Origin of the sequence: Streptomyces sp. Y2F8-2 (assembly GCF_014905555.1) — a bacterium.
In the GTDB taxonomy this organism is placed as follows: Bacteria; Actinomycetota; Actinomycetes; order Streptomycetales; family Streptomycetaceae; genus Streptomyces; species Streptomyces cynarae.
Genome location: NZ_BNGS01000016.1, coordinates 17682 through 44334, shown reverse-complemented (window position 1 = coordinate 44334; position 26653 = coordinate 17682). Strand labels below are relative to the sequence as shown.

Sequence of the window (26653 nt, the reverse complement as noted above, 5' to 3'; positions counted from 1 at the left end):
CTTCTGAGCAGGTCAGATTGCGTAACCAGGGACGGGTCGGCCCTGGAGGAAGGGCCCGCCGAGAACTTCTGGGGGTGCCGAAGCCGGGCTTTTGTGCGGACTTTGTGGGGGGTTTGTGGCGCCCTCGTCCTCGGATTCACGGCAAGGCCGGGCGACCCTGTCCGGGGTGGTGACGGGGCCGGATGCGGAGTATTGCAGCGGGCCCATTGAACTATCAACCGCCTGCGTGACGTGGATATTTGAACAGCATCGTTTCCGCATTCCCTGCGGGCCGAATGGCTCACGCGGGACGGCCGGCGGGCTCCGCGGCGCCCACCCTCGCCGGTGCGCGCCGCTCCGGTTCTTGTCGCGGACGGGGGCGAACACGATCGAAGGGCGGCTCTTTGCCTTCTCCGTACCGGGGCTCGCCCGGGACGGGGTGCCGCGCGCCGCGGGGGAGATTCGCCGTGCCCGGCCGACCGGGTCTCGTCCTCTCCCTGACGACGGCCTCCCAGGGCGGGAACACCCTGAGTGCCACCGTCGGACACGACCACCAGTGCGATTCCAGGGACGGCGGCACGGCCGGCTGAGCCGGTAGGCTTCACGGCGTGTGCGGTGCCGGCCGGGCCCGCGCGCGCCGTGAAGGCAGGGACGCGAATCGGGGAGGAACCGGCGGTGCACGTCCAGGAGTGGCTCGACACGGTCCCAGCGGCCGCCGTCTACGCCGTGGTGGCGCTGGTCATCGGTCTGGAGAGCCTGGGCATCCCGCTGCCCGGCGAGATCGTCCTGGTGTCGGCGGCCCTGCTGTCCTCCCAGCACAGCGACATCAACCCGGTGGTCCTCGGGGCGTGCGCGAGCGTCGGCGCCGTCGTCGGTGACTCGATCGGTTACGCGATCGGCCGCAAGGGCGGACGGCCGCTGCTGGCCTGGCTCGGGAAGAAGTTCCCCAAGCACTTCGGCGAGGGCCATGTCGCGACCGCCGAGCGGTCCTTCGAGAAGTGGGGCATGTGGGCGGTCTTCTTCGGCCGTTTCGTCGCCCTGCTGCGGATCTTCGCCGGGCCGCTCGCCGGGGTGCTGCGGATGCCGTACTGGAAGTTCCTGATCGCGAACTTCCTGGGGGGCGTCGTCTGGGCGGGCGGCACCACCGCGGTCATCTACTACGTGGGTGTCGTCGCCGAGTCCTGGCTGAAGAAGTTCTCCTACCTCGGGCTGGTGGCGGCGGCGCTGATCGGCCTCGCCTCGATGCTGATCGTGAAGCGCAAGGCCGGCAAGGCGAACAGAGCGGCGGCCGGTGAGCAGGAGACGGAACCGGAGACCGTACCGGCCTCCGAGTGAGCCTCACTTCTCCTCGTGCACCTCGCGGTGCGCACGCGCCAGGTCCGCGTACATCGTGCCGTTCAGTGTGATGACCTCCCGCTCCTCGGGCGTCAGCTCCCGCTTGACCTTCGCGGGTACGCCCGCCACCAGTGAGCCCGGGGGAACCTGCATGCCCTGCGGGACCAGGGCCTGGGCGGCGACCAGGGAGCCCGCGCCGATGACCGCGCCGTTGAGGACGGTGGCGCCCATGCCGATCAGGCAGTCGTCCTCCACGGTCGCGCCGTGGACCACCGCGTTGTGCCCGATGGAGACCCGTTCGCCGACGGTGACCGGGAAGCCCGGATCGGCGTGCAGCGTGCAGTTGTCCTGGACGTTGCTGCTCGCACCGACGGCGATCCGCTCGACGTCGCCGCGCAGTACCGCGCCGTACCAGACGCTCGCGCCCGCGTGCAGCGTCACGTCCCCGATCACCACCGACGTGGGAGACACGAACGCCTCCTGATCCACCTTGGGATCCCTTCCGCCGATCCCCGTTATCAGCGCCCTCTGCGTCATGGTCGTCTCCTCGTGGTCGGTACACCGGCACCGTACGCCACCGGTGGGGCGAAGATCACAGGCGCCCGGACGCCCGGCCCCGATCCCGGCCGATTACGGTAAGCGGGTGCTCAGGAGCAGGAACACGTTCTCATCATGGCGCCGTGGCCTCGCGCAGCGCGCCGTTCACGCGGGCTGGGCCTGGATGCAGCGCACAGGGTCCGTCACCGCTGAGCGCCCCGGGCGCTTCCGCTTCGGCGCGATGGGAACAGCTACCAGACTCGCCTTCCCGCTCGGCACGGTCTTCGGCGAGCCCTGGATCCACCTCGGCGCCCACTGCATCATCGGCGAGCAGGTCACGCTGACCGCGGGGCTCATGCCCGACCTGGACCTCGGCCCGGACCCGATCCTGTGCATCGGCGACGGTGTGGTCCTCGGCCGGGGCAGCCATGTCATCGCCGACACCACGGTCACGATCGGCAGCGACTGCTACTTCGGGCCGTACGTCTATGTGACCTCCACCAACCACTCCTACGACGATCCCCATGAGCCGATCGGCAAGCAGTGGCCCCGCATGGAGCCGGTGGAGATCGGGCCGGGCTGCTGGATCGGCACGGGCGCGGTGATCCTGCCGGGGGCGCGGATCGGGCGGAACGTGGTGGTGGCGGCCGGAGCGGTGGTACGGGGCGTCGTACCGGACCACGCCGTGGTGGCGGGGGCCCCGGCACGAGTCGTACGGCGCTGGACGCCCGAGGCCGGCTGGCAGCCGCCGCTCAGAACCCCGGCCCCGGTCCCGATCCCGGACGGCGTCACGCCGGACCAGCTGCTGGCGTTGGCCGAACTGGACGAGGAGGACGTCGCCCGGCTCGCCGAGCTGGAGGCGGAATCCTGAAGTCAGCCGGTGGCGAGCAGCACCGTACCCACCAGGGCCAGGCCCGCGCCCGCCGCCTGCACGGCGCGGAGCCGTTCGCTGAGGAAGCCGCGCGCGGCGAGCGCGGTGACCACGGGGTAGAGCGAGGCGAGCACCGCCGCCACGGTGACCGGGCCGTGCTGGGCGGCGATTGCGTAGGTGCCGTTGGCCGCCACGTCGGCCAGACCGACGAAGGCGAGCGCGGGCAGGGAACGCCAGGGGAGGCCCTCGGCAGGAACCGCCGGGGCGCCCCTGCGCAGGGCGACGTACAGGGCGGCTCCGCCTCCGGCGACGTTCGCGGCGCGCTGCACGAAGAGCGCCAGGAACAGTCCGGTGACCGTGGTCGACGCCTCCGCGATCAGCGCGAACACCGTGCCGAAGCCGAGCGCGGCCACGAGTGTCAGCAGGATCGCCTTCCGCTGCACCGGGGCGCCCCTGAGCTGGGGGCCGCCCGCGAGCGCGACGCCGGCGACGGCGACCAGGATGCCCGCCACCTGCACCAGCCCGGGCCGTTCGCCCAGGAACAGCCCGACGCCGACGGGGACCGCCACGCTCAGGGTGGCCAGCGGGGAGACCACGCCCATCGGGCCGAGGGCGAGCGCCTGGTAGAAGGAGAGCAACGCGACCGGGCCGATCAGGCCCGCGGCGAGCGCGAACCACAGCCGTGGCCCCGCCTCGCTCCAGCCGCCCGTGGCCACCACGATCGCCCCCAGCACCGCCGCGGCGATCGTCTGCGAGACGACGACCACGGTCAGCGCAGGCATGCGCCGGGTCAGCAGTCCGCCGCCGAAGTCGGCCAGGCCCCACAGAAGGCTGGTGGCCAGGGCGAAGAGTGCTGTCATCGGACCGCCTCGCAGTACAGTTCAGTGAACGATCGGGTGCACCCCACCCTAGTTCAACCGAGTCAACTCTGTCATACACAATATTGGACGGAATGTGTCGGACCTCGACCTGCTGACCCAGTCCCTGGCGCGCAACGTCAAGCGGTGGCGTACCGAGCGGGGTTTCACCCTGGACGCGCTGGCCGCCCGCGCCGGAGTCAGCCGCGGCATGCTCATCCAGATCGAGCAGGCCCGCACCAACCCGAGCATCGGCACGGTCGTCAAGATCGGCGACGCCCTCGGCGTCAGCGTCACCACGCTGCTCGACTACGAGCAGGGCCCCAAGGTCCGCATCGTCCCGGCCGAGCAGGCCGTACGCCTGTGGCACACCGACGCCGGCAGCTACAACCGCCTCCTCGCCGGCACCGAGGCGCCCGGTCCGCTGGAGATGTGGGACTGGCGGCTGATGCCCGGGGACCGCAGCCCCTCGGACCCGCACCCCGTCGGCACGGTCGAACTCGTCCACGTCACCGCCGGCGAGCTGACCCTCACCGTCGACGGCGTCGAGCACCGGGTCCCCACCGGCGCCAGCGCCTCCTTCGAGGCGAGCACCCCGCACACCTACGCCAACGACGGCGACGTCCCGATGGAGATGGTGATGGCGGTCTCGGTGCCGCCCGTGCGCTGAGACGCCGGCGGGCCGGGGGTGCCCGGCTGTTAGCGTGCCGTCATGCGCGCACCCATCGGAGACTTCGACCACGCCGTCCCGGCCCCCGACTGCCTCGAGGAACTCACCGGCCCCGTCGCCGACGCCGTACGCCAATGGAGCGGCAGCGTGCCCGCCGAGCAGATCGTGTACGTCGACACCGAGCCCGACTGGGCCGACACGGCGACCTTCCTGGAGCACTACGGCAAGGAGTTGCTCGACCAGTCCGCCAACTGCGTCGTGGTCGCGGGCAAGCGCGGCGGCGACACGACGCTGGCCGCCTGTGTGGTCCTGTCGGCCACCCGGGTCGACGTCAACGGCGTGGTCCGTCGCCAACTCGGCGCGCGGAAGGCCTCGTTCGCGCCCATGGACGTGGCGACGGGCGAGACCGGGATGGAGTACGGCGGCATCACCCCGATCGGCCTGCCGGACGGCTGGCCGGTGCTGGTGGACTCCAGGGTCGTCGACCTGCCGTACGTCCTGGTGGGCAGCGGCCGGCGCCGCGGCAAGCTGCTGGTGCCGGGCAAGGCGTTCGCGGAACTGCCAAACGCGGTGGTGCTGGAGGGCCTGGGCGTCTGAGGGTCTCGGCGTCTTCGGGGTCCTTGCACTATGAGCGCCCGCACAGTGAAGGACCCCTGAGGGGCGCTGCGGTCAACTCCGGGCGTGGTGGGCCAGTGCCAGGTGCGGGTCCGCCTCGCCCGGTGCAGGCGCCGGATCCGCGTGCACCAGGGCGGCCGTGAGCCTCGGTACCGCGTGCAGCAGGGCGTGTTCGGCCTCGACCGCGATGGCGTGCGCCCGCCGTACGCTCACCTCGCCGTCGACCACGACCGCCACCTCGGCGCGCAGCCGGTGCCCGATCCAGCGCAGCCGCAGCTCGCCCACCGCACGCACACCCGGCACCTCCGCGACGGCCCGCTCCGCCCGGTCCACCAGGGCCGGGTCGACGGCGTCCAGCACCCGACGGAAGACCTCGCGCGCCGCGTCCCGCAGTACCAGCACGATCGCGGCCGTGATCGCCAGCCCCACCACCGGGTCGGCGAGCTGCCACCCGAGCGCCGCCCCACCCGCGCCCACCAGCACCGCCAGCGAGGTGAACCCGTCCGTACGCGCGTGCAGTCCGTCCGCGACCAGCGCGGCCGAACCGATTGCGCGGCCCACCCGGATGCGGTGACGGGCGACCCACTCGTTGCCCGCGAAACCGATGACGGCCGCGACGGCGACGACCGGGACGTGCTGCAAGGGGCGCGGGTCCAGCAGTCGCCCCACCGCGGTCCAGGCGGCGAAGGCGGCGGAGGCGGCGATCGTCAGCACGACCACGATCCCGGCGAGGTCCTCCGCGCGGCCGTACCCGTAGGTGAAGCGGCGTGTGGCCGCACGCCGCCCGAGGACGAACGCGATGCCGAGCGGTACGGCGGTCAGCGCGTCGGCCGCGTTGTGCACGGTGTCGCCGAGCAGCGCCACGGAACCGGACAGCACGACCACCACCGCCTGCGCCAGCGCCGTGGCCCCGAGCACGGCCAGCGAGGCCCACAGCGCACGCAGTCCGCGCGCGGAGGACTCCAGCGCCGTATCGAGCTTGTCGGCGGTCTCGTGGGAGTGGGGGGTGAGGAGGTGGCGGAGGCGGGAGAACGGGCCGTGCGCAGGCTCGTGGTCGTGCCCGTGGGCGTGCGGGTGCGGGTGGTCGTGGAGAGGGGTGTGGCGGCTGTGCGTATGCGCCCGGCCGTGCCCATGTCGCACGTGTGCGTCCCCCGCGTGCTGGTGCGCCATGTCCCGCTGCCCCGTGTGCTCGTGCCCCACCTGTTCACGCCCCGCGTGCTCGTCCGCCATCCCAGGCCCCTTCCGCCGTGCGGCAGTGGACGGGTACCCGTCCAGGGAGCCATTATGTGCGTATGAGCGCACGCATGCACCTATCATCTGCGCAGGATGCGCAGCCGCGCACGGACGGCACGGACGGCGCCCATCCCCGCACGCCGGGGGAGGAGCAGTTCGCGCTGGCGGCCGAGCTGCTGGCGCTGCTGGGCGACCGCACCCGCCTCGCCCTGCTGCACGCCCTGAGCGGCGGCGAGGCCGACGTCTCGACGCTCACCGAGGCGTGCGGCGCGGCCCGGCCCGCCGTCAGCCAGCACCTGGCGCGGCTTCGCCTGGCCGGCCTGGTCGACACGCGCAAGGAAGGCCGCCGCGTGATCTACTCACTGCGCGACGGCCATCTGCGCCGGGTCGTGGACGAGGCCCTCAGCCTGGCCGACCACCGGCTCACCGACAGCCCGGCGCACGACTGAGACGCCGGTTCAGCGGCCGGTGTCGTCCTCGCCGGCCTCCAGCAGGTTCGCCGCCGCGCCCACGATGCGGGGATCGGGGATGCCGACGACCTCCCGGTCCTTGTCGGTGTAGTCGAAGCGGGCGAGCACGCTCCGCATCGCCTCGACCCGGGCCCGCTTCTTGTCGTTGCTCTTCACCACGGTCCACGGTGCGTGGTCGGTGTCCGTCTCGCGGAACATGGCGACCTTGGCCGCGGTGTACTCGTCCCAGCGGTCCAGTGAAGCCAGGTCCATCGGGCTCAGCTTCCACTGCCGCACCGGGTCGACCTGACGGATCGTGAAGCGGGTCCGCTGCTCGCTCTGGGAGACCGAGAACCAGAACTTCACCAGGTCCACGCCGTCGTCCACGAGCATCCGCTCGAACAGCGGGGCCTGCCGCATGAAGCGGCGGTACTCGTCGTCCGTACAGAAGCCCATCACGCGCTCCACCCCGGCCCGGTTGTACCAGGACCGGTCGAACAGCACGATCTCGCCCGCCGTCGGCAGGTGCTGGACGTACCGCTGGAAGTACCACTGCCCGCGCTCGCGCTCGGTCGGCTTCTCAAGGGCCACCACCCGGGCGCCGCGCGGGTTCAGGTGCTCGGTGAAGCGCTTGATCGTGCCGCCCTTGCCGGCCGCGTCACGTCCTTCGAACACGATGACGAGCCGACGTCCGGTCTCCTTTATCCAGTTCTGCAGCTTCAGCAGTTCGATCTGCTGGAGCCGCTTGTGCCACTCGTACTCCTTGCGCTCCATCCGGTGGCCGTACGGGTAGTTCTCCCGCCAGGTCTCCACCGGGCTGCCGTCCGGCCGGATCAGCACGGGGTCGTCGTGGTCGGTGTAGTCGACCCGCAGACCGTCCGTGACCAGAGGTGTCATCCGTCCTTCCCTCTTCTCTTCCTCCGCGCGCCCCGGGATCAGTGGAACTGCGGCACGATCAGATAGATCCCGTACGCCACCACGGCCGCGCAGGCCAGGAAGCACAGCCAGGCCTGGGCGAGGCCGAGGGCGTGCGTGCCGCCGTCCTTCTCGGAGGCCGACTCGACCTGGGCGAGGCCGAGGACGCCGAGGGCGAAGACGACGACCACGGCGACGGTGACTCCGACGCTGACCGCGGTGACCTGCCCGAGGGCGCTCCAGTCGAGGTGCATGGGCAGAACTCCTTCGTGGCTCAGGCGGCGGTGCCGACGCTCGTGGGCGCGGTGGTGCGCAGGGTGACCTCGTGGGTCTCGTTGACGTTGTCGGCGCGCACCGGGTTGCGGCGGGAGAGGGCCACGATGCCCGTGGCGACGGCGGCGGCGATCAGGGCGATCACCGCGGCCCCGGCGTTGCCGCCGTGCTTCACGACGCTCGCGGAGAGCCCGCCGACCAGGGCCGCGGCCGGGAGGGTGATCAGCCAGGCCATCACCATGCGGCCCGCAACGCCCCAGCGCACCTCCGCCAGCCGCCGGCCGAGGCCCGCGCCGAGGATGCCGCCGGAGCAGACCTGCGTGGTGGACAACGCGAAGCCCAGGTGGGCGGAGGTCAGGATCACGGTGGTGGAGGCGGCCTCGGCGGCGAAGCCCTGCGGGGACTGGATGTCCGTCAGGCCCTTGCCCATCGTGCGGATGATCCGCCAGCCGCCGAGGTAGGTGCCGAGGCCGATGGCCAGTCCGGCCGAGGTGATCACCCACACCGGCGGGCCCGCGTCATGGCCGAGGGCACCGGCGGAGATCAGCGTCAGGGTGATCACACCCATGGTCTTCTGGGCGTCGTTGGTGCCGTGGGCGAGGGAGACCAGGGAGGCGGACGCTATCTGGCCCAGACGGAAACCCCTGGTCACCGAATCCCTGCGGGCCCGGGCGGTGATCTTGTAGGCGAGGTAGGTGGCCAGCAGCGCGGCGAGACCCGCCACGATCGGCGAGGCGACGGCGGGGATCAGCACCTTCTCGACAACCTTGTCGAAGTGCACGCCATGGCTGCCCGCACCGACCCAGACGGCCCCGACCAGGCCGCCGAAGAGCGCGTGGGAGGAACTCGACGGCAGTCCCAGCAGCCAGGTCAGCAGGTTCCACAGGATCGCGCCCACCAGCCCGGCGAAGATCATGCCCGGGCTCACCAGGGTGTCGTCCACGATGCCGCCGGAGATCGTCTTCGCGACCTCGGTGGACAGGAAGGCGCCGACGACGTTCAGGACGCCGCTGATCAGGACCGCTGTTCGTGGTTGCAGGGCGCCGGTGGCGATGGAGGTGGCCATCGCGTTGGCGGTGTCATGGAATCCGTTCGTGAAGTCGAAGGCCAACGCCGTGACGATGACGACGGCCACAAGGAACGTGATGTGGTCCATTCCTCGATGCAAGCAACCGAAGGCGTACGCCCGGCGACGCCCAGGCAAAGCACGAACATGCGTCTGATGGGCGAACCAACAAAGCCGCACAGCTCGCGACGCACCCGCGCACAACTGTGGGCCAGGACCTACTCGGTCCTGGCCCACGGTCGTATCACCGTGTGCGGCGCGGTGCGCGGCCCGGGACGCGGGAGATCAGGCGGCGACCGGCTGGGCCTGGGAGAGCTGCTCGATGACCTTGGTCAGGCCCTCGACGACCTCGGTGTCGTCCGCCGGGTGGGTCTCGGCGAAGCGGGTCACGGAGCCGGGGATGGACAGCTTGGCGTCCTCGACGACGTGGGCGCCGGCGATGCCCACGGCCTTGCGGGTCTCGTCCTGCGCCCACACGCCGCCGTACTGGCCGAAGGCGGTGCCCACGACGGCGACCGGCTTGCCGGTCAGGGCGCCGGCACCGTACGGACGGGACAGCCAGTCGATCGCGTTCTTCAGGACGGCGGGGATGGTGCCGTTGTACTCGGGCGAGAAGAGCAGCAGCGCGTCGGCCTGGGCGGCGGCGTTGCGCAGCGCGGTCGCGGCCTCGGGGACGGTGCCCTCGACGTCGATGTCCTCGTTGTAGAAGGGCACCTGGCCCAGACCCTCGTGCAGCACCACCTCGACGCCGGCGGGGGCGTGCTTCACGGCGGCCTCGGCGAGCTGACGGTTGTGGGAACCGGCACGAAGGCTGCCGACCAGGGCGAGGATACGTACAGACATGGCAAAACTCCCGGGATGTGCGATCAGTACAAGCGGACCGGGGAAGTCCGTTGAATGTTGTACCACTCCAACCGGACCGCGGTCCACTTCCTGCCACCATAAACGGACCAGGGTCCGATTGTCTTCCCTCGGCGCTAGTCTGGTGTCATGACCGAGCCGCTCCCGCCCCTTCTGTCGCCCCCGGCCGACATCGACACGCCGACCGCCCTCGCCCTCATGCCCACCGGCGAGACCGCCCGGTTGCGTGCCGATGCCGCGCGCAACCGCACGCGTCTGCTGGAGGTCGCGGCCCGCCTGGCCGCGGAGCGCGGCATCGCGAACGTGACCATGGAGGACATCGCCTGCGGCGCGGGCGTCGGCAAGGGCACCGTCTTCCGGCGGTTCGGCGATCGCATGGGCCTGATGGTGGAGTTGCTCAGCCACCACGAGGAGAAGCTCCAGGCCGCCTTCCTCTCCGGACCGCCGCCGCTCGGTCCGGGCGCGCCCGCCCGGGAGCGGCTGCGTGCGTTCGGTGCGGCCGTCATTCGCCATGAGCACACCAACCGCGACCTGTACCTGGCCGCCCACGTGGACGCGAACCGCCGGCGCGCGACTCCCCCGTACCAGCTCCGGCTGGTCCACGTGTGCATGCTGCTGCGCGAGGCGCGGGCGGACGGCGACACCGAGCTCGTCGCGCACACCTTGCTCGGCTATCTCGAGACGGCGCTCGTCGACCACCTGCTGACCCGCCGCGGGATGTCCCTGGAGCGGGTCGAGGCCGGCTGGTGCGACCTGGTGGACCGGTACACGAGCCGATGTACCGGCCGATGTAGGGGGTGACCCGCACCTCGCGCGTCCCATGGTGGTGGTCGTGGCAACCGTGATCGGGAAAGCCGAGCTGTTCGTCCCCGCCGGCCGTGATCCCCGCGTGCGGGGCCCCGCCACCGGCGACGAACGCACCCTCCTCCTGGATCTCCTCTCCGGCCGGCGCACCGCCCGTCCCTCATCGCCGTAACGTTTGTGCAGGTCAGCGGCGTATTATCGGACATGACAACGGTCACCGGTGCAGCCTTTGCCCTGGGGCGGGGCCATGGGTTTCACTGCCGTCGGGACAACCGATTGCGAGGGGGAAGGCGGACCACATGAGCGGGCACGGTCATGAGCACGGAGCGGGGGACCGTTCCGGGCACTCCCACGGTGTGTCGGCGGACGCCGACCGCCGCTGGCTGGGCCTCGCCCTCGGCCTGATCGCCGTGTTCATGGCGGCCGAGGTGGCCGTCGGCATCGTCGCCGGCTCCCTGGCGCTGATCTCCGACGCGGCCCACATGCTCACCGACGCCGCGTCCATCGTGCTCGCCCTCATCGTGATGCGGCTGGCCGCCCGCCCGGCCCGCGGCGGCTTCACCTACGGCCTCAAACGCGCGGAGATCCTCTCCGCCCAGGCGAACGGCCTGACCCTGTTCCTGCTGGGCGCCTGGCTGGCGTACGAGGCCGTACGGCGCCTGATCGCGCCGCCCCGGGTGGAAGGCGGCCTCATGCTGGCCACCGCGCTCACCGGGATCGTCGTGAACGTGGCCGCGACCTACTGCATCTCGAAGGCCAACCGCACCTCGCTGAACGTCGAGGGCGCCTATCAGCATGTGCTGAACGACCTGTTCGCCTTCATCGGCACCGCGATCGCCGCGCTCGTCGTCGTCCTGACCGGCTTCGAGCGCGCCGACCCGATCGCCACGCTGGTGGTCGTCGCGCTGATGGTGAAGGCCGCGTACGGGCTGCTGCGCGACTCCGGCCGCATCTTCCTGGAGGCCGCGCCCGCCGATGTCGACCCGGACGCGCTCGGCGACCGGCTCGTCGCCCGGCCGGACGTCGTCGAGGTGCACGACCTGCACGTCTGGCAGATCACCTCCGGCCAGGCCGCGCTGTCCGCGCACGTCCTGGTCGAACCCGGCGGTGACTGCCACGCCGTGCGCCGCGACCTGGAGGAGGTGTTGCGCCACGACTACCGCATCACCCACACCACCCTCCAGGTCGACCACGCCCCCGAACAGGTCCTGCAGGTGGCCCTGCCCGGCGACCGGAGCACCGCGGACGACGCCGCCCACTGCGACGCCCCGCACGGCCCGGTGCACCGGGAGGAACCCCACCACCACTGACGGCGAGCGTCTCGACCCGTTCTTGATGGTCCTTGACCGTCTCTTTCCCCGAATACCTCTGAAGCAGAGCTAATCTCGTCGGTGTGGAACCGGAAAGGCTCGCCGACGACCTGGTGGCCGCGCTGATCGGAGTGCAGCGGCTGATCCGCCGACGCGTGCGCGGAGGGATGGCCGCGCCGCCGCTGCGCGGCGCCGAGGTCGAACTGCTGCGCCTGGTGGTGGAACGGCCGGGCATCGGAGTGTCGGACGCCGCCAAGGAGCTCTACCTGGCGGGCAACTCGGTCTCCACGCTCGTCAAGCACCTGGTCCGCGACGGCTATCTGATCCGTGAGACGGACCCCGCCGACCGGCGGGCCGCGCGCCTGCTGCCCACCGAAGCGGCCAGGGCACGGCTGCACGACTGGCGCGAGCGGCGCGCGGCACTCGTACGCGGCCAGGTGGCCCGCCTGGACGAGGCGGACCGCAAGGCGCTCGAGGTGGCCCTCCCGGCCCTGCGCAAGCTGGCGGAGAACCTGCACGAGGAGGCCGAGGAGACATGACGCGGAACGCGACGGACGGCAAGGCCCCGGCAGTCGACGCCGTCACCTGTGCCGGACTGCGTTACTCCTTCGGGGAGACCAACGCGGTCGACGGGCTCGACCTCTCCGTCCGCGACGGCGAGGTCTTCGGACTGCTCGGCCCCAACGGAGCGGGCAAGACCACCGCGATCCGCTGCATGACCACACTCCTGCCGGTCCCGGCCGGCATGGTGCGCGTCTTCGGCCACGACGCGACGCGCGAACGCATGGCCGTACGGCGCCTGCTGGGCTACGTACCGCAGCAGCTCTCCGCGGACGCCGGGCTCACCGGCCGGGAGAACGTCGCCCTGTTCGCCCGCGTCTTCGACGTCTCCCGCAGTGAGCGCGCCCGCCGAGTGGACCAGGCCCTGACCGCCGTCGACCTCACCGCCGCGGCCGACCGGCTCGCGAAGACGTACTCCGGCGGCATGGTCCGTCGGTTGGAACTCGCCCAGGCGCTGGTCAGCGCGCCGCGGCTGCTGATCCTCGACGAGCCCACCATCGGCCTCGACCCCATCGCCCGGACCAACGTGTGGGAGCACATCAACGCCGTACGCGCCGCCACCGGCATGACGGTCCTCGTCACCACCCACTACATGGACGAGGCCGACCAGTACTGCGACCGCGTCGCCCTGATGCATCGCGGCCGCGTTCGCGCCCTCGGCACCCCCGAGGAGCTGCGGAGCGGCCTCGCGCAGCGGCTCGGCACCGAAGGCCCGCTGCCGACGCTGGAGGACGTCTTCCGGGACGTCGCCGGCAGCGGACTCGACGACCAGTCAGGAGACTTCCGCGATGTCCGAAGCACCCGCCGCACCGCGTCCCGCGTCGGCTGACCGCGCCCACCCGGCGGACCTCGACCTGCTGGTGGCCCCACCGCGGGCCCGTACCGGCTTCAGGGTGCTGCCCGCCCGGGTCGGCGCCATGTGCGCCGTCGAGCTGCAGAAGCTGCGCCACGACCGCACCGAGCTGTACACCCGGGCGGTCCAGCCGGCGCTGTGGCTGCTGATCTTCGGGGAGACGTTCACCAGGATCCGGGCGATCCCCACCGGGGGCATCCCCTACCTCGACTATCTCGCGCCCGGGATCATCGCCCAGTCCGCGATGTTCATCGCGATCTTCTACGGCATCATGATCATCTGGGAGCGGGACTCCGGGATCCTCACCAAGCTGCTGGTCACCCCGACCCCGCGGGCCGCGCTGATCGCGGGAAAGGCCTTCGCCGCCGGAGTGAAGGCACTGGTCCAGGCGGTCGTGGTGGTCCTGATCGCGGCGCTCCTCGGGGTCGCGCTGACCTGGAACCCGCTGCGGCTGCTGGGTGTCGCGGTGGCCGTCGTCCTCGGCTCGGCCTTCTTCTCCTGCCTGTCCATGACGATCGCGGGCATCGTCCTGACCCGGGACCGCCTCATGGGCATCGGCCAGGCGATCACGATGCCGCTGTTCTTCGGCTCCAACGCCCTCTACCCGGTGCACGTCATGCCCGGCTGGCTCCAGGCCATCAGCAAGGTCAACCCCCTGAGCTACCAGGTCGACCCCCTGCGCGGCCTGCTCCTCGGCACGCCCTCCCACCTGCTCACCGACTTCCTGGTGCTGCTGGTGGCGGCGGCCGTGGGCATCACCTCGGCTTCGTCGCTGCTGGGACGTCTGGCCCGCTGACGCGGGGGGAGGGGCGGCTCACCTTTTCTTCCAGAACGCCATCAGATCCGCGAGCGCCCTGATGATCTCGGGGCGCTGCGACGCCTCCGCCTGCCGCAGACTGATGGCGAGCGACAGAAGGATCATGGCGACGAAGAGGCCGACGGCGTAGACGAAGAGCTGAGGGGCGGCCACGGCCACCTGCTCCAGTACGGACCACATAGCGCCTCCCGGACATTTCCAGCCGCTGCGTCCGAGAGACTCCGGCAGGGCGCGAAGCCCCTCGACGAAGGCAGGTCGATCGATCTCCGTGGTGCTTTGTGTCGGGTCTGCGGCGCCGGCTGCTGCAGCCCGTGCGTCGGTCCCGGTCGAAGGTGAGGGGCCCGTACGTCGAGCAGCTCGGCACCCTGAGCGGTTCGGTCTCGTCGACGTCGGCGGAGGCGGGGCGGAACTCCTCGCCGCCGCCCGACCAGTTACTTCGTCGTATCAAGGTATCCGAGAGCACGGCCCGAACCCGGCTGACGCGCGCGCCGGGTCACTCTCCCGGCCCCCTCGGCCCGTCGGCCGGTCGTCGCAACGTCAGCGCAGGGAAGGGATCTCGATGGCCGGGCAGCGGTCCATGACCATCTCCAGGCCGGCCGCGCGGGTGCGCTCGTACGCCTGTTCGTCGATGACGCCCAGCTGGAACCAGACGGCCTTGGCGCCGATCGCGACCGCTTCGTCGGCGACCGGACCCGCCAGGTCGGAGTTGACGAAGACGTCGACGACGTCGACCGGGAAGGGGATCGCGTCCAGCGAGGGGTAGCCCTGCTCGCCGTGGACCGTCTCGGCCTTGGGATGGACCGGCACGATGCGCTTGCCGAAGCGCTGAAGGACGGCGGCGACCCCGTAGGCCGCCCGACGCTGGTTGCTGGACAGCCCCACGACCGCCCAGGTGTCGCCCAGCTCGGTGAGGATCTTGCGGATCGTTGCTGAGTCGCCGTACACGCCCGGTTCCCTTCGACGTCCTGCGGCCCGGCAGTCCCGCGCCGCCTGCTGAGGGCGGCAACAGCCGGTGGGAGGCGCTGATTCCCGGCGTACGGCCGGGCCGCTCCCGCCGTCCGGAACCGGGTCCGCTCGGCTGCGCCGGGGGCCTGGCCCGCCTACGCTCGCCTCGTGCTCCGAATCATCGACGCCCGCAGCGGCGAGCCCACCGACGTCCGTCCGGGCCTGGTCCGGGTCCATGCGCACCCGGCCGGGACCGACAGTTCCGCGCTGCGGGTGCTGCTGGTGGCCGATGTGCTGGCCAGGGCCCTGGAGCTCGGCGGAACACCCGTCGTCACGGTGGGCGCACCGCTCGCCGCGCTCCGGGCGCGCGCCGACGACCTCGGTATCCGCCCCGCGGAGCTGGACGCACCGGGCATCGGACAGGTACTGCACGTGGTCGGAGCGCGCGGCGCCGCCCCCGACGGGGTACGTGTCGAGGTGGCCCCCGCGACCGGCCCCGCCGACACCGCCGCCCCGCCCTCGGCGCTACGCCTCGCCCTGCTCGCCCACCCGCGCCGACAGCCCGCCGACCTCGACACGGCCGCCCTCACCGAGGCGCGGGACACGCTGGTCCGCTGGCGCAAGGCCGTCGCCGCCTGGGCGACCCGCCCCTCCAAGCCGGTCCCCGAACCGGTGCGGCATGAGCTGCGCACCGCGTGGGAGGACGATCTCGACGTCCCCGCCGTCCTGGACGTCCTGCGGTGTGTGGAGAGCGCCGACGACGTGCCGGACGGGGCGCGCTTCGAGACGTACGCCTACGCCGACCGGCTGCTCGGGCTCGACCTCACCCGCGAGATCGGTACCCGGACATGAGCACCCCGGCCGGGCAGGGCCCGCTGCGCAGGCTCGTCGTGCTGCGGCACGCCAAGTCCGCCTGGCCCGAGGGCGTCCCCGACCACGAACGGCCGCTCGCGGCGCGCGGCCTCCGGGACGCCCCGGCCGCCGGGCGCGCGCTCGCCGAGGCCGACTGGCTGCCCGACCTCGCCCTGTGCTCGACCGCGGCCCGCGCCCGCCAGACCTGGGAGCTGGCCTCGGCCCAATGGGGCACACCACCGCCCGTACGACTCCAGCGGCGGCTGTACGCCGCCGATGTCCCCGATCTGCTGGACGCGGTGCACGAAGTGCCCGCCGCCGTGCGGACGTTGCTGCTGATCGGGCACAACCCGGGGCTGGCCGAACTGGTGCTGGAACTCGCCGGGGACGGCCTGAACGACACGCTCGACCGGGTCCGCAGCAAGTTCCCCACCGCGGCCATCGCCGTCCTCGCGTGGCGCGGCCCCGCCTGGGAGGCGCTGGCCCCCGGCGCGGCGCTCCTCACGGACGTGGTCGTGGCGCGCGGGAGGAAGCCGAAGTAGGGCTTGCTCAGCCGACGTGGATCCGGGGGCGCCGCTCCGGGTCCGGCTCCGCACGGCGCAGCACCTCCCGCGTGACCGGGGCGACCTCGCCGTCCCCGAACACCAGGAAGCGCAGCAGGTGGCTGAACGGGGCGCCCTCGGTCCAGTTGAAGTAGGCGTGCGGCACCCGGCCGGTGCGGTCGCGCAGCTCCATCAGGACCGCCGCGATGGTGTTGGGCACGGTCGCGCCCTGGACGCGCAGCCTGCGCACCCCGTGCTTCTCGTCGCCGTGGACGGTCAGATCGGCGGTGAAGTCCGAGGAGTCGGTGACGAAGACCTCCAGGAAGAGCACCGGCCGACCGTCCGGGATGTGCGTCTGCTCCCGCTGGCTGGACTCCTTGGCGCGGTATTCCCCGGTGGTGTGCTCCTGCGGCTCGTTGGCGATGAGCAGCAGCGGTCCGCTCGCCGCGGCCTCGTCGACCAGCCGGGCCGCAGCCTCGTCGAACGTGACCGTCGCCGCCCGCAGTTCGAAGGCGCGGTGCACACGCGAGGCGAAGGAGGTGACGAGGATCGCCACGATGAAGATCAGCGCGATCTTGATGCCGTCCGGCCGCTCGATCACGTTGGTGACCAGGGTGTACGCGAGGACGGCGGTGATCGTGCCGAAGCCGAGTGCGGCGGCCCGGTGGCCGCGCCGGTGCACGGCGACCGTCGAGGCGAACGCCGCGGAGAGCATCAGCACGAGCACGCCCGTCGCGTACGCGCCGCTCTGGGCGTCCACGTCCGCGTGGAACCACAGCGTGATGAGGACCGCGGCCGCCATGAAGACCAGCACGAGGGGTCTGACGGCGCGGGTCCACTCGGGAGCCATGCCGTAGCGCGGCAGATAGCGCGGCACCAGGTTGAGCAGGCCGGCCATCGCGGAGGCGCCCGCGAACCACAGGATGGCGATCGTCGAGATGTCGTAGACCGTTCCGAAGGCCCCGCCCAGGTGCTCGTGCGCGAGATACGCGAGCGCGCGGCCGTTGGCCGGGCCGCCGCTCTTGAAGGCGTTCTGCGGGATCAGGATCGTCGTCGCCAGGCTGGACAGCAGCAGCAGACAGCTCATGATCACGGCGGCCGTGGTGAGCAGTTTCCGCGTGTCGCGCACCCGGCCGGCCGGATCCGCGTAGGTGTCCGTCGGGTCGCCCTTGACCTGCGGCATCACCGCCACGCCCGTCTCGAAGCCGGACATACCGAGCGCCAGCTTCGGGAAGACGAGCAGCGCCACCGCGATCATCGCGAGCGGCGAGGAGTGCTCGGCGGTCATCGCGTGTGTCCAGTCGCCGATCCGCACCGGATGGCTGAGCACCTCCCAGGCCGAGACGGCGATCACGACGACGTTGAGCGCGAGGTACGTGGCCACCAGGGAGACCGCGATACCGATGGCCTCCTTGAAGCCCTTGAGGAACACGGCGCCCAGCGCGGCGACCAGGAGCAGGGTGATCCAGGTGTTGCCGCCGTCCATCCAGTGCGGAGCGAAGGGGTTCTCCACGACGTGGGCGGCGGCGTCCGCGGCCGAGAGGGTGATCGTGATCAGGAAGTCGGTGGCCGCGAAGCCGAGGAGCACGAGGACGAGGACCTTGCCCGCCCACCACGGCAGCAGCCGCTCCAGCATGGCGATCGAGCCCTCGCCGTGCGGGCTCTCGTGGGCCACCCGGCGGTACACCGGGAGCGCGCCGAACAGGGTCAGCGCGATCAGCACGAGCGTGGCGAGCGGCGACAGGAGCCCGGCCGCGAGGGCGGCGATCCCGGGCTGGTAGCCGAGGGTGGAGAAGTAGTCCACGCCGGTCAGGCACATCACCCGCCACCAGGCGTGACCCTCGTGCCCGTCGTCCCGGGTGGCGTGCGGGCCCGGGTGGCGGGCCGCGCGCTCGCTCAGGCCCTCCAGGAGCCAGGCCCGGCAGCGGGCCGCGGCGGTGGGGGGCCGCGAACGGCCGGGCTCGGCGGCGTCCGGGCTCTCCACCTGGGTGCCGGTCATGCGGTGTTCTCCCTGTGATCGTCGGGCGGTCGGACAACGACGAGCGAGTATCCACTACGGGGTGGTGTGCCCGGATGCCGGGGGCGAACGCCTGGGACACGTACAGGCGGGTGACCGGGAGGCGGCCGCGCGGGGCCTGCGCCGGTGACGAACGCCCTGCGCGCGGGGGCTTTCGGGCGGCCGTGACGAGCCCACGCGTACGGGGCCTTCCCACCCTGTCCGTGACCAGCGCCACGCGCGCGTGGCGTGGGCGGCCGCGGGCACCGGCCCGCCTGCGGAACCCGGGAGGGTGCCGCATACGCTGGCGTGATGCAGGACGAGTACCGCACAGTCGCCCGCGCGGGCGTGCACGAGACCGAGGTCAACCGCTCCCGTTTCCTGTGCGCGCTCGCCCCGGCCGCCACCGAGGAGGAGGCGCAGGACTTCATCGCGGGCGTCCGCAAGGAGCACGCCGACGCCACCCACAACTGCTACGCGTACGTCATCGGCGCCGACGCCGCGATCCAGAAGGCGAGCGACGACGGTGAACCGGGCGGCACCGCGGGCGTCCCCATGCTCCAGATGCTGCTGCGCCGCGACATGCGGTACGTCGTCGCCGTCGTCACCCGCTACTACGGCGGCGTGAAGCTGGGCGCGGGCGGGCTCATCAGGGCGTACGGGGGAGCGGTCGGCGAGGCGCTGGACGCGCTCGGCACCCTCACCCGGCGCCGCTTCCGGCTCGCCACGGTGACGGTCGACCACCAGCGCGCGGGCAAGGTGCAGAACGACCTGCGTGCGACCGGCCGCGAGGTACGGGACGTGCGCTACGGCGAGAACGTCACCATCGAGGTCGGGCTGCCGGACGCCGACGTCGAGGCGTTCCGCGCGTGGCTCGCCGATGTGACGGCGGGCACGGCCCGGTTGGAGCTGGGCGGAGAGGCGTACGGGGACGCATGACGGACGCACCGGACGTCTGACGGTCCGTCGGGCCGTGGGGCCGCTCCCGTCCCGGGGCGGCCCGGTACGGGAGTAACCGCCCGTGATGTCAGACCCGGCCGTTAGTCTCGGGGATCATGAGGCTGCTGCACACTTCCGACTGGCATCTGGGCCGGGCGTTCCACCGGGTGAACATGCTCGACGCCCAGGCCGCGTTCATCGCCCACCTCGTCACCACCGTGCGCGAGCGCGGTGTGGACGCGGTCGTGGTGTCGGGAGACGTGTACGACCGGGCGGTGCCGCCGCTCGCCGCGGTCGAGCTGTTCGACGACGCCCTGCACCGCCTCGCCGACCTCGGCGTGCCCACGGTGATGATCTCCGGGAACCACGACTCGGCGCGCCGCCTGGGCGTCGGCGCCGGCCTCATCGGCCGCGCGGGCATCCATCTGCGGACCGAGCCCGCGGCCTGCGGAACCCCGGTCGTGCTGGGCGACGCGCACGGGGACGTGGCCTTCTACGGCCTGCCGTATCTCGAACCGGCCCTGGTCAAGGACGAGTTCGCGGTCGAGAGGGCGGGCCACGAGGCGGTGCTCGCGGCCGCCATGGACCGGGTCCGCGCCGACCTGGCCACGCGCGCCCCGGGCACCCGCTCCGTCGTCCTCGCCCACGCCTTCGTCACCGGGGGCGAACCCAGCGACAGCGAGCGGGACATCACGGTAGGCGGGGTCGCCGCGGTGCCGGCCGGCGTCTTCGACGGCGTGGACTACGTGGCGCTGGGCCATCTGCACGGCAGCCAGACCATCACCGAGCGCGTGCGCTACTCGGGCTCCCCGCTGCCGTACTCCTTCTCGGAGGCCGGCCACCGCAAGGGCATGTGGCTCGTCGACCTCGGCGCCGACGGCTCGGTCGCGGCGGAGCGCGTCGACTGCCCGGTGCCGCGGCCCCTCGCCCGGCTCCGCGGGCATCTGGAGCACCTGCTCGCCGACCCGGAGCTGGCGCGGCACGAGGAGGCGTGGGTGGAGGCCACGCTCACCGACCCGGTGCGGCCCGCCGAGCCCATGGCCCGGCTGACCGAGCGCTTCCCGCACACCCTCAGCCTCGTCTTCGACCCCGAGCGCGCCCCCGAGGACTCCGGCGTGTCGTACGCACGCAGGCTGGCGGGTCGCTCCGACCAGCAGATCGCGGAGGACTTCGTGGCGCATGTGCGCGGGGCGGGACCCGACGAGCGCGAACGGGCGGTGCTGAGGGAGGCGTTCGACGCGGTGCGCGCCGACCAGGCGGTCCGGGAGGGCGCCCGGTGACCTCGCGCACGCGTGGAACGGAGGGGGACCAGTGAGGCTGCACCGACTCGACATCACGGCCTTCGGCCCGTTCGGCGGCACCCAGCAGGTCGACTTCGACGCCCTGTCGGCGGCCGGACTCTTCCTGCTGCACGGGCCGACCGGCGCCGGCAAGACATCCGTCCTGGACGCCGTGTGCTACGCGCTCTACGGAGCCGTGCCCGGCGCCCGGCAGAGCGGCCAGGGCCTGACCCTGCGCAGCGACCACGCGGCGCCGGGGACACGCACCGAGATCCGGCTCGAACTCACCGTCGCCGGACGGCGGCTGGAGATCACCCGGCAGCCGCCCTGGGAGCGCCCGAAGAAGCGCGGCAGCGGCACGACGACCGACAAGGCCCAGACCTGGCTGCGCGAGTACGACAGCGCTGCCCGCACCTGGAAGGACCTCAGCCGCTCCCATCAGGAGGTCGGCGAGGAGATCACCCAGCTGCTCGGCATGAGCCGCGAGCAGTTCTGCCAGGTGGTGCTGCTGCCCCAGGGCGACTTCGCCCGCTTCCTGCGCGCCGACGCCGAGGCCCGCGGCAAGCTGCTCGGCCGCCTCTTCGACACCCACCGCTTCGCCGAGGCCGAAAAGCGCCTCGCGGAGCGGCGCCGGACCACGGAAGCCGAAGTACGGGACGGCGACGCCGCGTTGCTCGCCGACGCCCACCGCATGCAGCAGGCGGCCGGTGACCCTGTGCCCCTGCCGGACCTCGCTCCCGGCGACCCGGGGCTCGCCGATGCCGTCCTGAGCTGGGCCGCCGTCGCCCGCAGCACTGCCCGTGAGCGCCTGGTCATCGCTCAGTGCGCGCGTACGGCCGCCGAGTCGGCGCGAGCCGCCGCCGAGCGCGCCCTGGACGACGTACGCGAACGGGCCCGGCTCCAGCGCAGGTTCGCCGAGGCCCGGGAGCGTGCGGCCCTCCTGGAGCAGCGGGCCGAGGCCCACCGGGAGGCGCGGGAGCGCATGGAACGCGCCCGCAAGGCCGAGGCCGTGGCGCCCGCCCTGGACCTGCGCGACTCCGCCGAGGCCGAGCACCGGCGTGCCGCCGACGCCGAGGCACGCGCGCGTGCCCGGCTCCCGGAGACCGACGCGGACGCCGGGGCCGCAGGGCTCGCGGCCGCCGCGCGCCGGGCGGCACAGGAGCTGGGCGGTCTGGAATCGGCCCGCCGCGCCGAGCGGCGACTGGGTGAACTCGCCGCCGAACGGGCGGAGATGGACCGGCAGGAGCGTGCCGACGAAGAGGTCCTGCACGATGCCGAGGGCTGGCTCGCCGAGTGGGAGCAGATCCGAGCCGCCCTGCAGGAACGGATCGACTCCGCCCAGGAGGCCGCCACCCGCGCCGAGCAGCTCGCCGTGCAACGCGAACCGGCCCGGAACCGGCTGAGGGCGGCCCGTGAGCGCGACCGGCTCGCCCAGGACACCGAAGCGGCCCAGGCCCGCGCTCTCACCACCCGGGAGCGCGCGCTCGCGGCCCACGAACACTGGCTCGACCTCAAGGAACAGCGGCTGAAGGGCATCGCCGCGGAACTGGCCGCCGGGCTCGTCGACGGCGAACCCTGCGCCGTCTGCGGCGCGACCGACCACCCCGCGCCCGCCCGGAAGGTGGCCGGACACGTCGACCGGGAAGCGGAGGAGCGGGCGCTCGCCGCCTACCGGTACGCAGAGGAGCAGCACGCCGAGGAGGAACGGCGACTCGCCGCCGTACGGGAGGCGCTGGCCGCCGCGACCGCCGAGGCGGGAGACACGCCGACCGGCGAACTCGCCGCGCAGGCGGACGAGCTGGAGCGGCTCTACAACGCCGCACGCGCGGGCGCCTCGCAGCTGCACCCCGCACAGGAGGAGCTGCGGCGGGCCGAGCTGGAGCGCGAGCGGCGCAGCGCGGCCCGGCAGGAGGCCGCCCTGCGCGTGGCGGCGCGCGTCTCCCGCCGGGACACCCTGGAACGCGAACGGGCGGCTCTCGAAGAGGAGTTGGGCCGTGCCCGGGGCGACGCTGTGACCGTGGCCGCGCGCGCCGCGCAGCTGGAGCGCCGGGCCGCCCTCCTCACCGAGGCCGCCGACGCCGCCCGCGCCGCCGAGGACAGCGCGCAGCGCCTCAAGGAGGCCGACGCACGCCTGGCCGACGCGGCCTTCCGCGCCGGCTTCGACACCCCGCAGGCCGCGGCCGCCGCCCTCCTCGACAACACCGCCCATCGTGAGCTGCAACGACGCCTGGACGCCTGGCAGCAGGAGGAGGCCGCCGTCCGCGCGATGCTCGCCGAGGCCGACACGGTGGCGGCGGCCCAGCAGCCGCCGGCCGACCTCCCCGGCGCCGAGCAGGCCGCCGAGGCCGCGGCCCGCCGGTTGCAGGCAGCGGTCTCCGCCCAGGACGAGGCGGCACGCCGCTGCGCCGAACTCGACCGGCTGTCCACGCGCGCGACCGCGTCCGTACGGCGTCTCGCGCCGCTGCGCGACGAGTACGACCGGGTGGCCCGGCTGGCGTCCCTCGCCGCCGGCACCTCCGCCGAGAACGAACGCAGGATGCGCCTGGAGTCGTACGTACTGGCCGCCCGCCTCGAACAGGTCGCGGCCGCCGCGACCGTACGGCTGCAGCGCATGTCCTCGGGCCGCTACACCCTCGTCCACTCCGACGACCGGTCCGGACGCGGCCGCAGCGGCCTCGGACTGCATGTCGTCGACGCGTGGACCGGGCGGGAGCGCGACACCGCGACCCTGTCCGGCGGGGAGACGTTCTTCGCCTCCCTCGCCCTCGCCCTCGGCCTCGCGGACGTCGTCACCGACGAGGCGGGCGGGGTACGCCTGGACACCCTCTTCATCGACGAGGGGTTCGGCAGCCTGGACGACCAGACCCTCGACGAGGTCCTCGACGTGCTCGACTCGCTGCGCGAGCGGGACCGCAGCGTGGGCATCGTCAGCCATGTCGCCGACCTGCGACGCCGTATCCACGCGCAGCTGGAGGTCGTGAAGGACCGGACCGGCTCCGTCGTACGGCAGCGGGGAGTCGGCTGAGCGGCGGTCAACGGCCGAGAGAACGGCGGGGGAGGGGCGAGGAGTACACGACACTCGTCGTCACCGACCCCAGCGCGCCGATCTTGCCCGACACCTCCTCCAGGTGGCGCATGGAGCGTGCCGCGACCTTGATGACGAAGCAGTCGTCGCCGGTGACGTGGTGCGCCTCCAGGATCTCCGGGGTCGCGGCCACGAGGTCGTGGAACGGCTTGTAGTTGCCGTTCGGGTAGCGCAGCCGCACGAACGCCAGGATCGGCAGGCCCAGCCGCTCCGGGTCGACGACCGCGGCGTACCCCTGGATGACGCCGGCCTCCTCCAGCCGCCGCACCCGTTCGGTGACCGCGCTCGCGGACATGGAGACGGCGCGCGCCAGCTCGGCGTAGGTGGCGCGGGCGTCGCGCTGGAGGACATCGAGGATGCGCCAGTCGGTGGCGTCCGGGGAATAGGCGGTCATTCCCGAGGGATAGCAGGGGAATCCCCGGCTGATCAAGATGTACGCCGTTGATCGTCCGTTCAGCGAGGCGATCGATCGCCATAGGTTTCTGGTCAGCCAACTCCACCAGGGAAAGGCCGGCCCGTTGAGCATCAGCATGACCACCGAGAACCCCGTCCTGCGCGTCCCCCCGGCCGCGCCGGCCACCGCCGCCGCCCACTTCCGGGCGAGCCTCGCCTTCCACGCCGACGTGTCCGACGTCGCCGCGGCGCTCGCGGCGGGCGGCGACCCCGGTTTCGTCCTCCTCGACTCGCGCTCCACCGCGGCCTGGGACCAGGGCCACATCCCCGGCGCGGTGCACCTGCCCACCGCGCTCATCCCCGAACAGGCCGCGCAACTCCTCGACAGGGCGGTGCCGGTGGTCACCTACTGCTGGGGCCCGGGCTGCAACGGCGCGACGCGCGCGGCCCTCGCCCTCGCCGAACGGGGCTTCCGGGTCAAGGAGATGCTGGGCGGCTTCGAGTACTGGGTGCGTGAGGGCTTCGCGTACGAGACCTGGCAGGGCCCCGGGCAGCGCGCCGCCGACCCTCTGACGGCACCTGTCCAGGACGCGGACTGCGGCTGCTGACCGACCGCCCGCCGTACCTCGGGGCGTGGGAAAACCGGGTGCGTGCGGCGCCCGCCGTCCGCATCATGGCGACCGTGCCCCGACTCCCGCAGCCCACGCCCGAAGAGCTCCGACGCGATCCGCTGCCCCTGCGCGGCCGCACCGCGCGGCTGGATCGCCACACGCCGCGAGAGCTGCTGGCCGCACCGGCTCATCGCCCACGTTGACCAGCACAAACTCGCCGACGTGCACTGCGCTTGACACGTCTCGACGACCCACCTGCGGGGCAGGACAACGAAACCGGCGGTTTTGTCGGTACGTTTGACGATTGTCACGGTCAGTCGCAGAACGGTCTTGGCTCAGGCCACCAGACGTCCGGCGTAGCCGCCATCGGCCCAGACGAGACTGATCGTGGAGAACCGTTCGCGCAGCAGCGCCAGCAGTCGGTGAGCGCCGTCGCGGTCTTGCATGCCGGCGGCGGTGACAGTCACTCAGCCCAGCGCGATTGCGGTCCACGACACCGGCGGCAGCTCGATGCTGAGCAGCCCGTCGGACAGGATCGCGCTCGGGTTCGCGTGCGGGGTCACGCGGTTCTGCTCGGTGAGTGTGTTCTTCGCATACGCATCCGGGTCGGCGAGTGTGACCGCCTCCAGAATCCGCGAGGAGCCGAGGCTGCGCACATCGACGGTGACCTGAGTGGCCTGCGAAAGCCCACGGTTGACGAGGAAGACCGCGGCCCGGTCCTCGTCGACGGTCGCGACGGCGTCGACGACGGACGCCTCGCCATGGCGTGCCGTCGTGTAGGTCGGCGCCTCGACAACGGGCCGGATCACCTCACCGGCGGCGAGCCGGCTGGTGATCGAGAACGGGTAGAAGGTCGTCTGCCGCCAGGCAGGGCCGCCGGGCTCGGTCATGATCGGTGCGATCACGTTGACCAGTTGCGCGAGCGAGGCCGAGGTGACGCGGTCGCTGTGCTTGAGCAGCGTCATCAGCAGGTTGCCGACGACGACGGCGTCCGCCACCGAGTAGACGTCCTCCAGCTGCCGGGGGGCGTGCCGCCACTCGTCGTTGACCTCGTCGGACTCATGGAACTCCTTCTGGTACCAGACGTTCCACTCGTCGAACGAGATGTTGATCTTCTTCTTGGAGCGTTTCTTGTAGCCCACGTGGTCGGCGGTCGCGACGACGGTGTCGATGAAGTAGTCCATGTCGGTCGCCGAGGCGAGGAAGGAGCCGAGGTCGCCGTCGAGCTCCTGGTAGTAGGCGTGGCAGGAGACGTAGTCGACGTGGTCGTAGGTGTGCTCGAGCACCGTGCGCTCCCAGTCGCCGAAGGTCGGCATCCAGGAGCCGGAGGAGCCGCAGACCACGAGTTCGAGGTCCTTGTCGGCCATCTTCATCGCGCCGGCGGTACGGGCGGCGAGCTTGCCGTAGTCGTCGGCGTTCAGGAAACCGGTCTGCCAGGGTCCGTCCATCTCGTTGCCGAGGCACCACATGCGGATGTTGTGCGGCTCCGGTGTGCCGTTGGCGACACGCAGGTCCGACAGCGCCGTACCGGAGGGGTGGTTGGCGTACTCGAGCAGGTCAAGGGCGGGCAGGATGCCGCGCGTGCCGAGGTTGACCGCGAGCATCATCTCGGAGTCGGTGAGCTTGAGCCAGCGGGCGAACTCGTCCAGGCCGACCTGGTTCGACTCCAGCGAATGCCAGGCGAGGTCGCGGCGGACCGGGCGCTTGTCGCGTGGGCCGACCGAGTCCTCCCAGCGGAAGCCGGAGACGAAGTTGCCGCCCGGGTAGCGGACGGTCCTGGTGCCCAGCTCCCTGACCAGTTCGACGACGTCCATACGGAACCCGTCGTCGTTGGCGCTCGGGTGTTCCGGCTCGTAGAGCCCGGTGTACACGCAGCGGCCGAGGTGTTCGACGAACGAGCCGAAGGTGCGGCGTCGGACAGGAGCGATGACGGCCTGCTTGTCGAGAATGACGTGGGCGCGGGGCAATGCAGTGGTCCTTTGCGGGTCAGGATGGGCGTGGGGC

The 26653-nt window shown here is 72.3% G+C and carries 30 protein-coding genes; 18 read left to right on the top strand and 12 right to left on the bottom strand.

All coding sequences use genetic code 11. The features are described 5' to 3' along the window. The first annotated feature begins 446 nt into the window (after positions 1-446). The gene (locus SY2F82_RS39620) at positions 447-569 is read left to right on the top strand and encodes a hypothetical protein (RefSeq protein WP_268980422.1); all 123 of its coding nucleotides are present in this window, start codon (positions 447-449) and stop codon (positions 567-569) included. Positions 570-654: 85 nt separating this feature from the next. Beyond that, complete coding sequence (locus SY2F82_RS37030; protein ID WP_200423484.1) at positions 655-1314, top strand: DedA family protein; 660 nt, start codon at positions 655-657, stop codon at positions 1312-1314. A 3-nt stretch (positions 1315-1317) separates the two neighbouring features. Here the strand turns inward: SY2F82_RS37030 and SY2F82_RS37025 are convergent, their stop codons facing one another. After that, positions 1318-1851 carry a gamma carbonic anhydrase family protein gene (locus tag SY2F82_RS37025; RefSeq protein ID WP_200423483.1) on the bottom strand — a complete coding sequence of 178 codons (534 nt, stop codon included), beginning with the start codon at positions 1849-1851 and terminating at the stop codon, positions 1318-1320. Positions 1852-1957: 106 nt separating this feature from the next. Here SY2F82_RS37025 and SY2F82_RS37020 point away from each other — a divergent pair, with 106 nt between their 5' ends. Next, complete coding sequence (locus tag SY2F82_RS37020) at positions 1958-2722, top strand: acyltransferase (RefSeq protein ID WP_200423482.1); 765 nt, start codon at positions 1958-1960, stop codon at positions 2720-2722. Between the two features lie 2 nt (positions 2723-2724). Here SY2F82_RS37020 and SY2F82_RS37015 read toward each other — a convergent pair whose 3' ends face one another. Next, positions 2725-3582, bottom strand: a complete 858-nt coding sequence (locus tag SY2F82_RS37015; protein ID WP_200423481.1) for a DMT family transporter — start codon at positions 3580-3582, stop codon at positions 2725-2727. Positions 3583-3676: 94 nt separating this feature from the next. On the opposite strand from SY2F82_RS37015, the gene SY2F82_RS37010 reads away from it, so the two are divergent. Beyond that, on the top strand, positions 3677-4249 hold the full coding sequence (locus SY2F82_RS37010; RefSeq protein WP_200423480.1) for a helix-turn-helix domain-containing protein: 573 nt from the start codon (positions 3677-3679) through the stop codon (positions 4247-4249). Positions 4250-4291: 42 nt separating this feature from the next. Further along, positions 4292-4846 carry a YbaK/EbsC family protein gene (locus SY2F82_RS37005; RefSeq protein ID WP_200423479.1) on the top strand — a complete coding sequence of 185 codons (555 nt, stop codon included), beginning with the start codon at positions 4292-4294 and terminating at the stop codon, positions 4844-4846. 72 nt (positions 4847-4918) lie between these two features. On the opposite strand, the gene SY2F82_RS37000 is transcribed toward SY2F82_RS37005, so the two are convergent. Next, a complete protein-coding gene (locus SY2F82_RS37000; protein ID WP_374707243.1) occupies positions 4919-6034 on the bottom strand; it encodes a cation diffusion facilitator family transporter in 1116 nt (371 codons plus the stop codon). Positions 6035-6156: 122 nt separating this feature from the next. On the opposite strand from SY2F82_RS37000, the gene SY2F82_RS36995 reads away from it, so the two are divergent. Next, positions 6157-6546 (top strand): metalloregulator ArsR/SmtB family transcription factor, encoded by a 390-nt coding sequence (locus tag SY2F82_RS36995; protein ID WP_200423478.1) that lies wholly within the window; start codon positions 6157-6159, stop codon positions 6544-6546. 9 nt (positions 6547-6555) lie between these two features. Here the strand turns inward: SY2F82_RS36995 and ppk2 are convergent, their stop codons facing one another. The 4 genes from ppk2 to SY2F82_RS36975 form a co-directional block, all read right to left on the bottom strand. Beyond that, positions 6556-7443 (bottom strand): polyphosphate kinase 2, encoded by an 888-nt coding sequence (gene ppk2 / locus SY2F82_RS36990; RefSeq protein WP_200423477.1) that lies wholly within the window; start codon positions 7441-7443, stop codon positions 6556-6558. A gap of 38 nt (positions 7444-7481) precedes the next feature. Next, positions 7482-7715, bottom strand: coding sequence for a hypothetical protein (locus SY2F82_RS36985; protein WP_200423476.1), 234 nt, complete (start codon positions 7713-7715; stop codon positions 7482-7484). A gap of 20 nt (positions 7716-7735) precedes the next feature. Further along, positions 7736-8890 carry an inorganic phosphate transporter gene (locus SY2F82_RS36980; protein ID WP_200423475.1) on the bottom strand — a complete coding sequence of 385 codons (1155 nt, stop codon included), beginning with the start codon at positions 8888-8890 and terminating at the stop codon, positions 7736-7738. A gap of 195 nt (positions 8891-9085) precedes the next feature. After that, positions 9086-9643, bottom strand: coding sequence for an NAD(P)H-dependent oxidoreductase (locus SY2F82_RS36975; protein WP_200423474.1), 558 nt, complete (start codon positions 9641-9643; stop codon positions 9086-9088). Positions 9644-9790: 147 nt separating this feature from the next. On the opposite strand from SY2F82_RS36975, the gene SY2F82_RS36970 reads away from it, so the two are divergent. The 6 genes from SY2F82_RS36970 (at position 9791) to SY2F82_RS36945 (ending at position 13985) form a co-directional block, all read left to right on the top strand. Continuing rightward, complete coding sequence (locus SY2F82_RS36970; RefSeq protein ID WP_200423473.1) at positions 9791-10462, top strand: TetR/AcrR family transcriptional regulator; 672 nt, start codon at positions 9791-9793, stop codon at positions 10460-10462. Positions 10463-10493: 31 nt separating this feature from the next. Then, the gene (locus SY2F82_RS36965) at positions 10494-10637 is read left to right on the top strand and encodes a hypothetical protein (RefSeq protein ID WP_200423472.1); all 144 of its coding nucleotides are present in this window, start codon (positions 10494-10496) and stop codon (positions 10635-10637) included. 127 nt (positions 10638-10764) lie between these two features. Then, on the top strand, positions 10765-11775 hold the full coding sequence (locus SY2F82_RS36960; RefSeq protein WP_200423471.1) for a cation diffusion facilitator family transporter: 1011 nt from the start codon (positions 10765-10767) through the stop codon (positions 11773-11775). Positions 11776-11858: 83 nt separating this feature from the next. Beyond that, positions 11859-12314, top strand: coding sequence for a MarR family winged helix-turn-helix transcriptional regulator (locus tag SY2F82_RS36955; RefSeq protein ID WP_236042033.1), 456 nt, complete (start codon positions 11859-11861; stop codon positions 12312-12314). Continuing rightward, entirely contained in the window at positions 12311-13165 is an 855-nt protein-coding gene (locus SY2F82_RS36950; RefSeq protein WP_200423470.1) for an ABC transporter ATP-binding protein, read from the top strand. Before SY2F82_RS36955 ends, SY2F82_RS36950 begins: the two co-directional genes overlap by 4 nt. Beyond that, positions 13125-13985 carry an ABC transporter permease gene (locus SY2F82_RS36945; protein ID WP_200423469.1) on the top strand — a complete coding sequence of 287 codons (861 nt, stop codon included), beginning with the start codon at positions 13125-13127 and terminating at the stop codon, positions 13983-13985. Before SY2F82_RS36950 ends, SY2F82_RS36945 begins: the two co-directional genes overlap by 41 nt. An 18-nt stretch (positions 13986-14003) precedes the next feature. Here the strand turns inward: SY2F82_RS36945 and SY2F82_RS36940 are convergent, their stop codons facing one another. Further along, entirely contained in the window at positions 14004-14186 is a 183-nt protein-coding gene (locus tag SY2F82_RS36940; RefSeq protein WP_103844673.1) for a hypothetical protein, read from the bottom strand. A 357-nt stretch (positions 14187-14543) separates the two neighbouring features. Next, positions 14544-14951 carry a CoA-binding protein gene (locus SY2F82_RS36935; RefSeq protein ID WP_200423468.1) on the bottom strand — a complete coding sequence of 136 codons (408 nt, stop codon included), beginning with the start codon at positions 14949-14951 and terminating at the stop codon, positions 14544-14546. A 168-nt stretch (positions 14952-15119) separates the two neighbouring features. On the opposite strand from SY2F82_RS36935, the gene SY2F82_RS36930 reads away from it, so the two are divergent. Both SY2F82_RS36930 and SY2F82_RS36925 read left to right on the top strand, forming a co-directional pair. Beyond that, positions 15120-15803, top strand: coding sequence for a hypothetical protein (locus SY2F82_RS36930; protein ID WP_200423467.1), 684 nt, complete (start codon positions 15120-15122; stop codon positions 15801-15803). Then, positions 15800-16345 (top strand): histidine phosphatase family protein, encoded by a 546-nt coding sequence (locus SY2F82_RS36925; RefSeq protein WP_200423466.1) that lies wholly within the window; start codon positions 15800-15802, stop codon positions 16343-16345. The genes SY2F82_RS36930 and SY2F82_RS36925 overlap by 4 nt, the downstream gene beginning before the upstream one ends. A gap of 7 nt (positions 16346-16352) precedes the next feature. Here SY2F82_RS36925 and SY2F82_RS36920 read toward each other — a convergent pair whose 3' ends face one another. Next, positions 16353-18344, bottom strand: a complete 1992-nt coding sequence (locus SY2F82_RS36920; protein ID WP_200423465.1) for an amino acid transporter — start codon at positions 18342-18344, stop codon at positions 16353-16355. Between the two features lie 309 nt (positions 18345-18653). Here SY2F82_RS36920 and SY2F82_RS36915 point away from each other — a divergent pair, with 309 nt between their 5' ends. The 3 genes from SY2F82_RS36915 (at position 18654) to SY2F82_RS36905 (ending at position 23585) form a co-directional block, all read left to right on the top strand. After that, entirely contained in the window at positions 18654-19280 is a 627-nt protein-coding gene (locus tag SY2F82_RS36915) for a YigZ family protein (RefSeq protein WP_200423464.1), read from the top strand. Positions 19281-19396: 116 nt separating this feature from the next. After that, positions 19397-20560: an exonuclease SbcCD subunit D gene (locus SY2F82_RS36910; protein ID WP_200423463.1), complete on the top strand. Its 1164-nt coding sequence runs from the start codon at positions 19397-19399 to the stop codon at positions 20558-20560. 31 nt (positions 20561-20591) lie between these two features. After that, positions 20592-23585: an AAA family ATPase gene (locus SY2F82_RS36905; RefSeq protein WP_200423462.1), complete on the top strand. Its 2994-nt coding sequence runs from the start codon at positions 20592-20594 to the stop codon at positions 23583-23585. Positions 23586-23592: 7 nt separating this feature from the next. Here SY2F82_RS36905 and SY2F82_RS36900 read toward each other — a convergent pair whose 3' ends face one another. Beyond that, on the bottom strand, positions 23593-24039 hold the full coding sequence (locus SY2F82_RS36900; protein ID WP_200423461.1) for an Lrp/AsnC family transcriptional regulator: 447 nt from the start codon (positions 24037-24039) through the stop codon (positions 23593-23595). 136 nt (positions 24040-24175) lie between these two features. On the opposite strand from SY2F82_RS36900, the gene SY2F82_RS36895 reads away from it, so the two are divergent. After that, the gene (locus SY2F82_RS36895; protein ID WP_236042032.1) at positions 24176-24646 is read left to right on the top strand and encodes a rhodanese-like domain-containing protein; all 471 of its coding nucleotides are present in this window, start codon (positions 24176-24178) and stop codon (positions 24644-24646) included. Between the two features lie 470 nt (positions 24647-25116). Here the strand turns inward: SY2F82_RS36895 and SY2F82_RS36890 are convergent, their stop codons facing one another. Next, the gene (locus SY2F82_RS36890; RefSeq protein ID WP_200422141.1) at positions 25117-26616 is read right to left on the bottom strand and encodes an alpha-N-arabinofuranosidase; all 1500 of its coding nucleotides are present in this window, start codon (positions 26614-26616) and stop codon (positions 25117-25119) included. Positions 26617-26653: the final 37 nt, after the last annotated feature.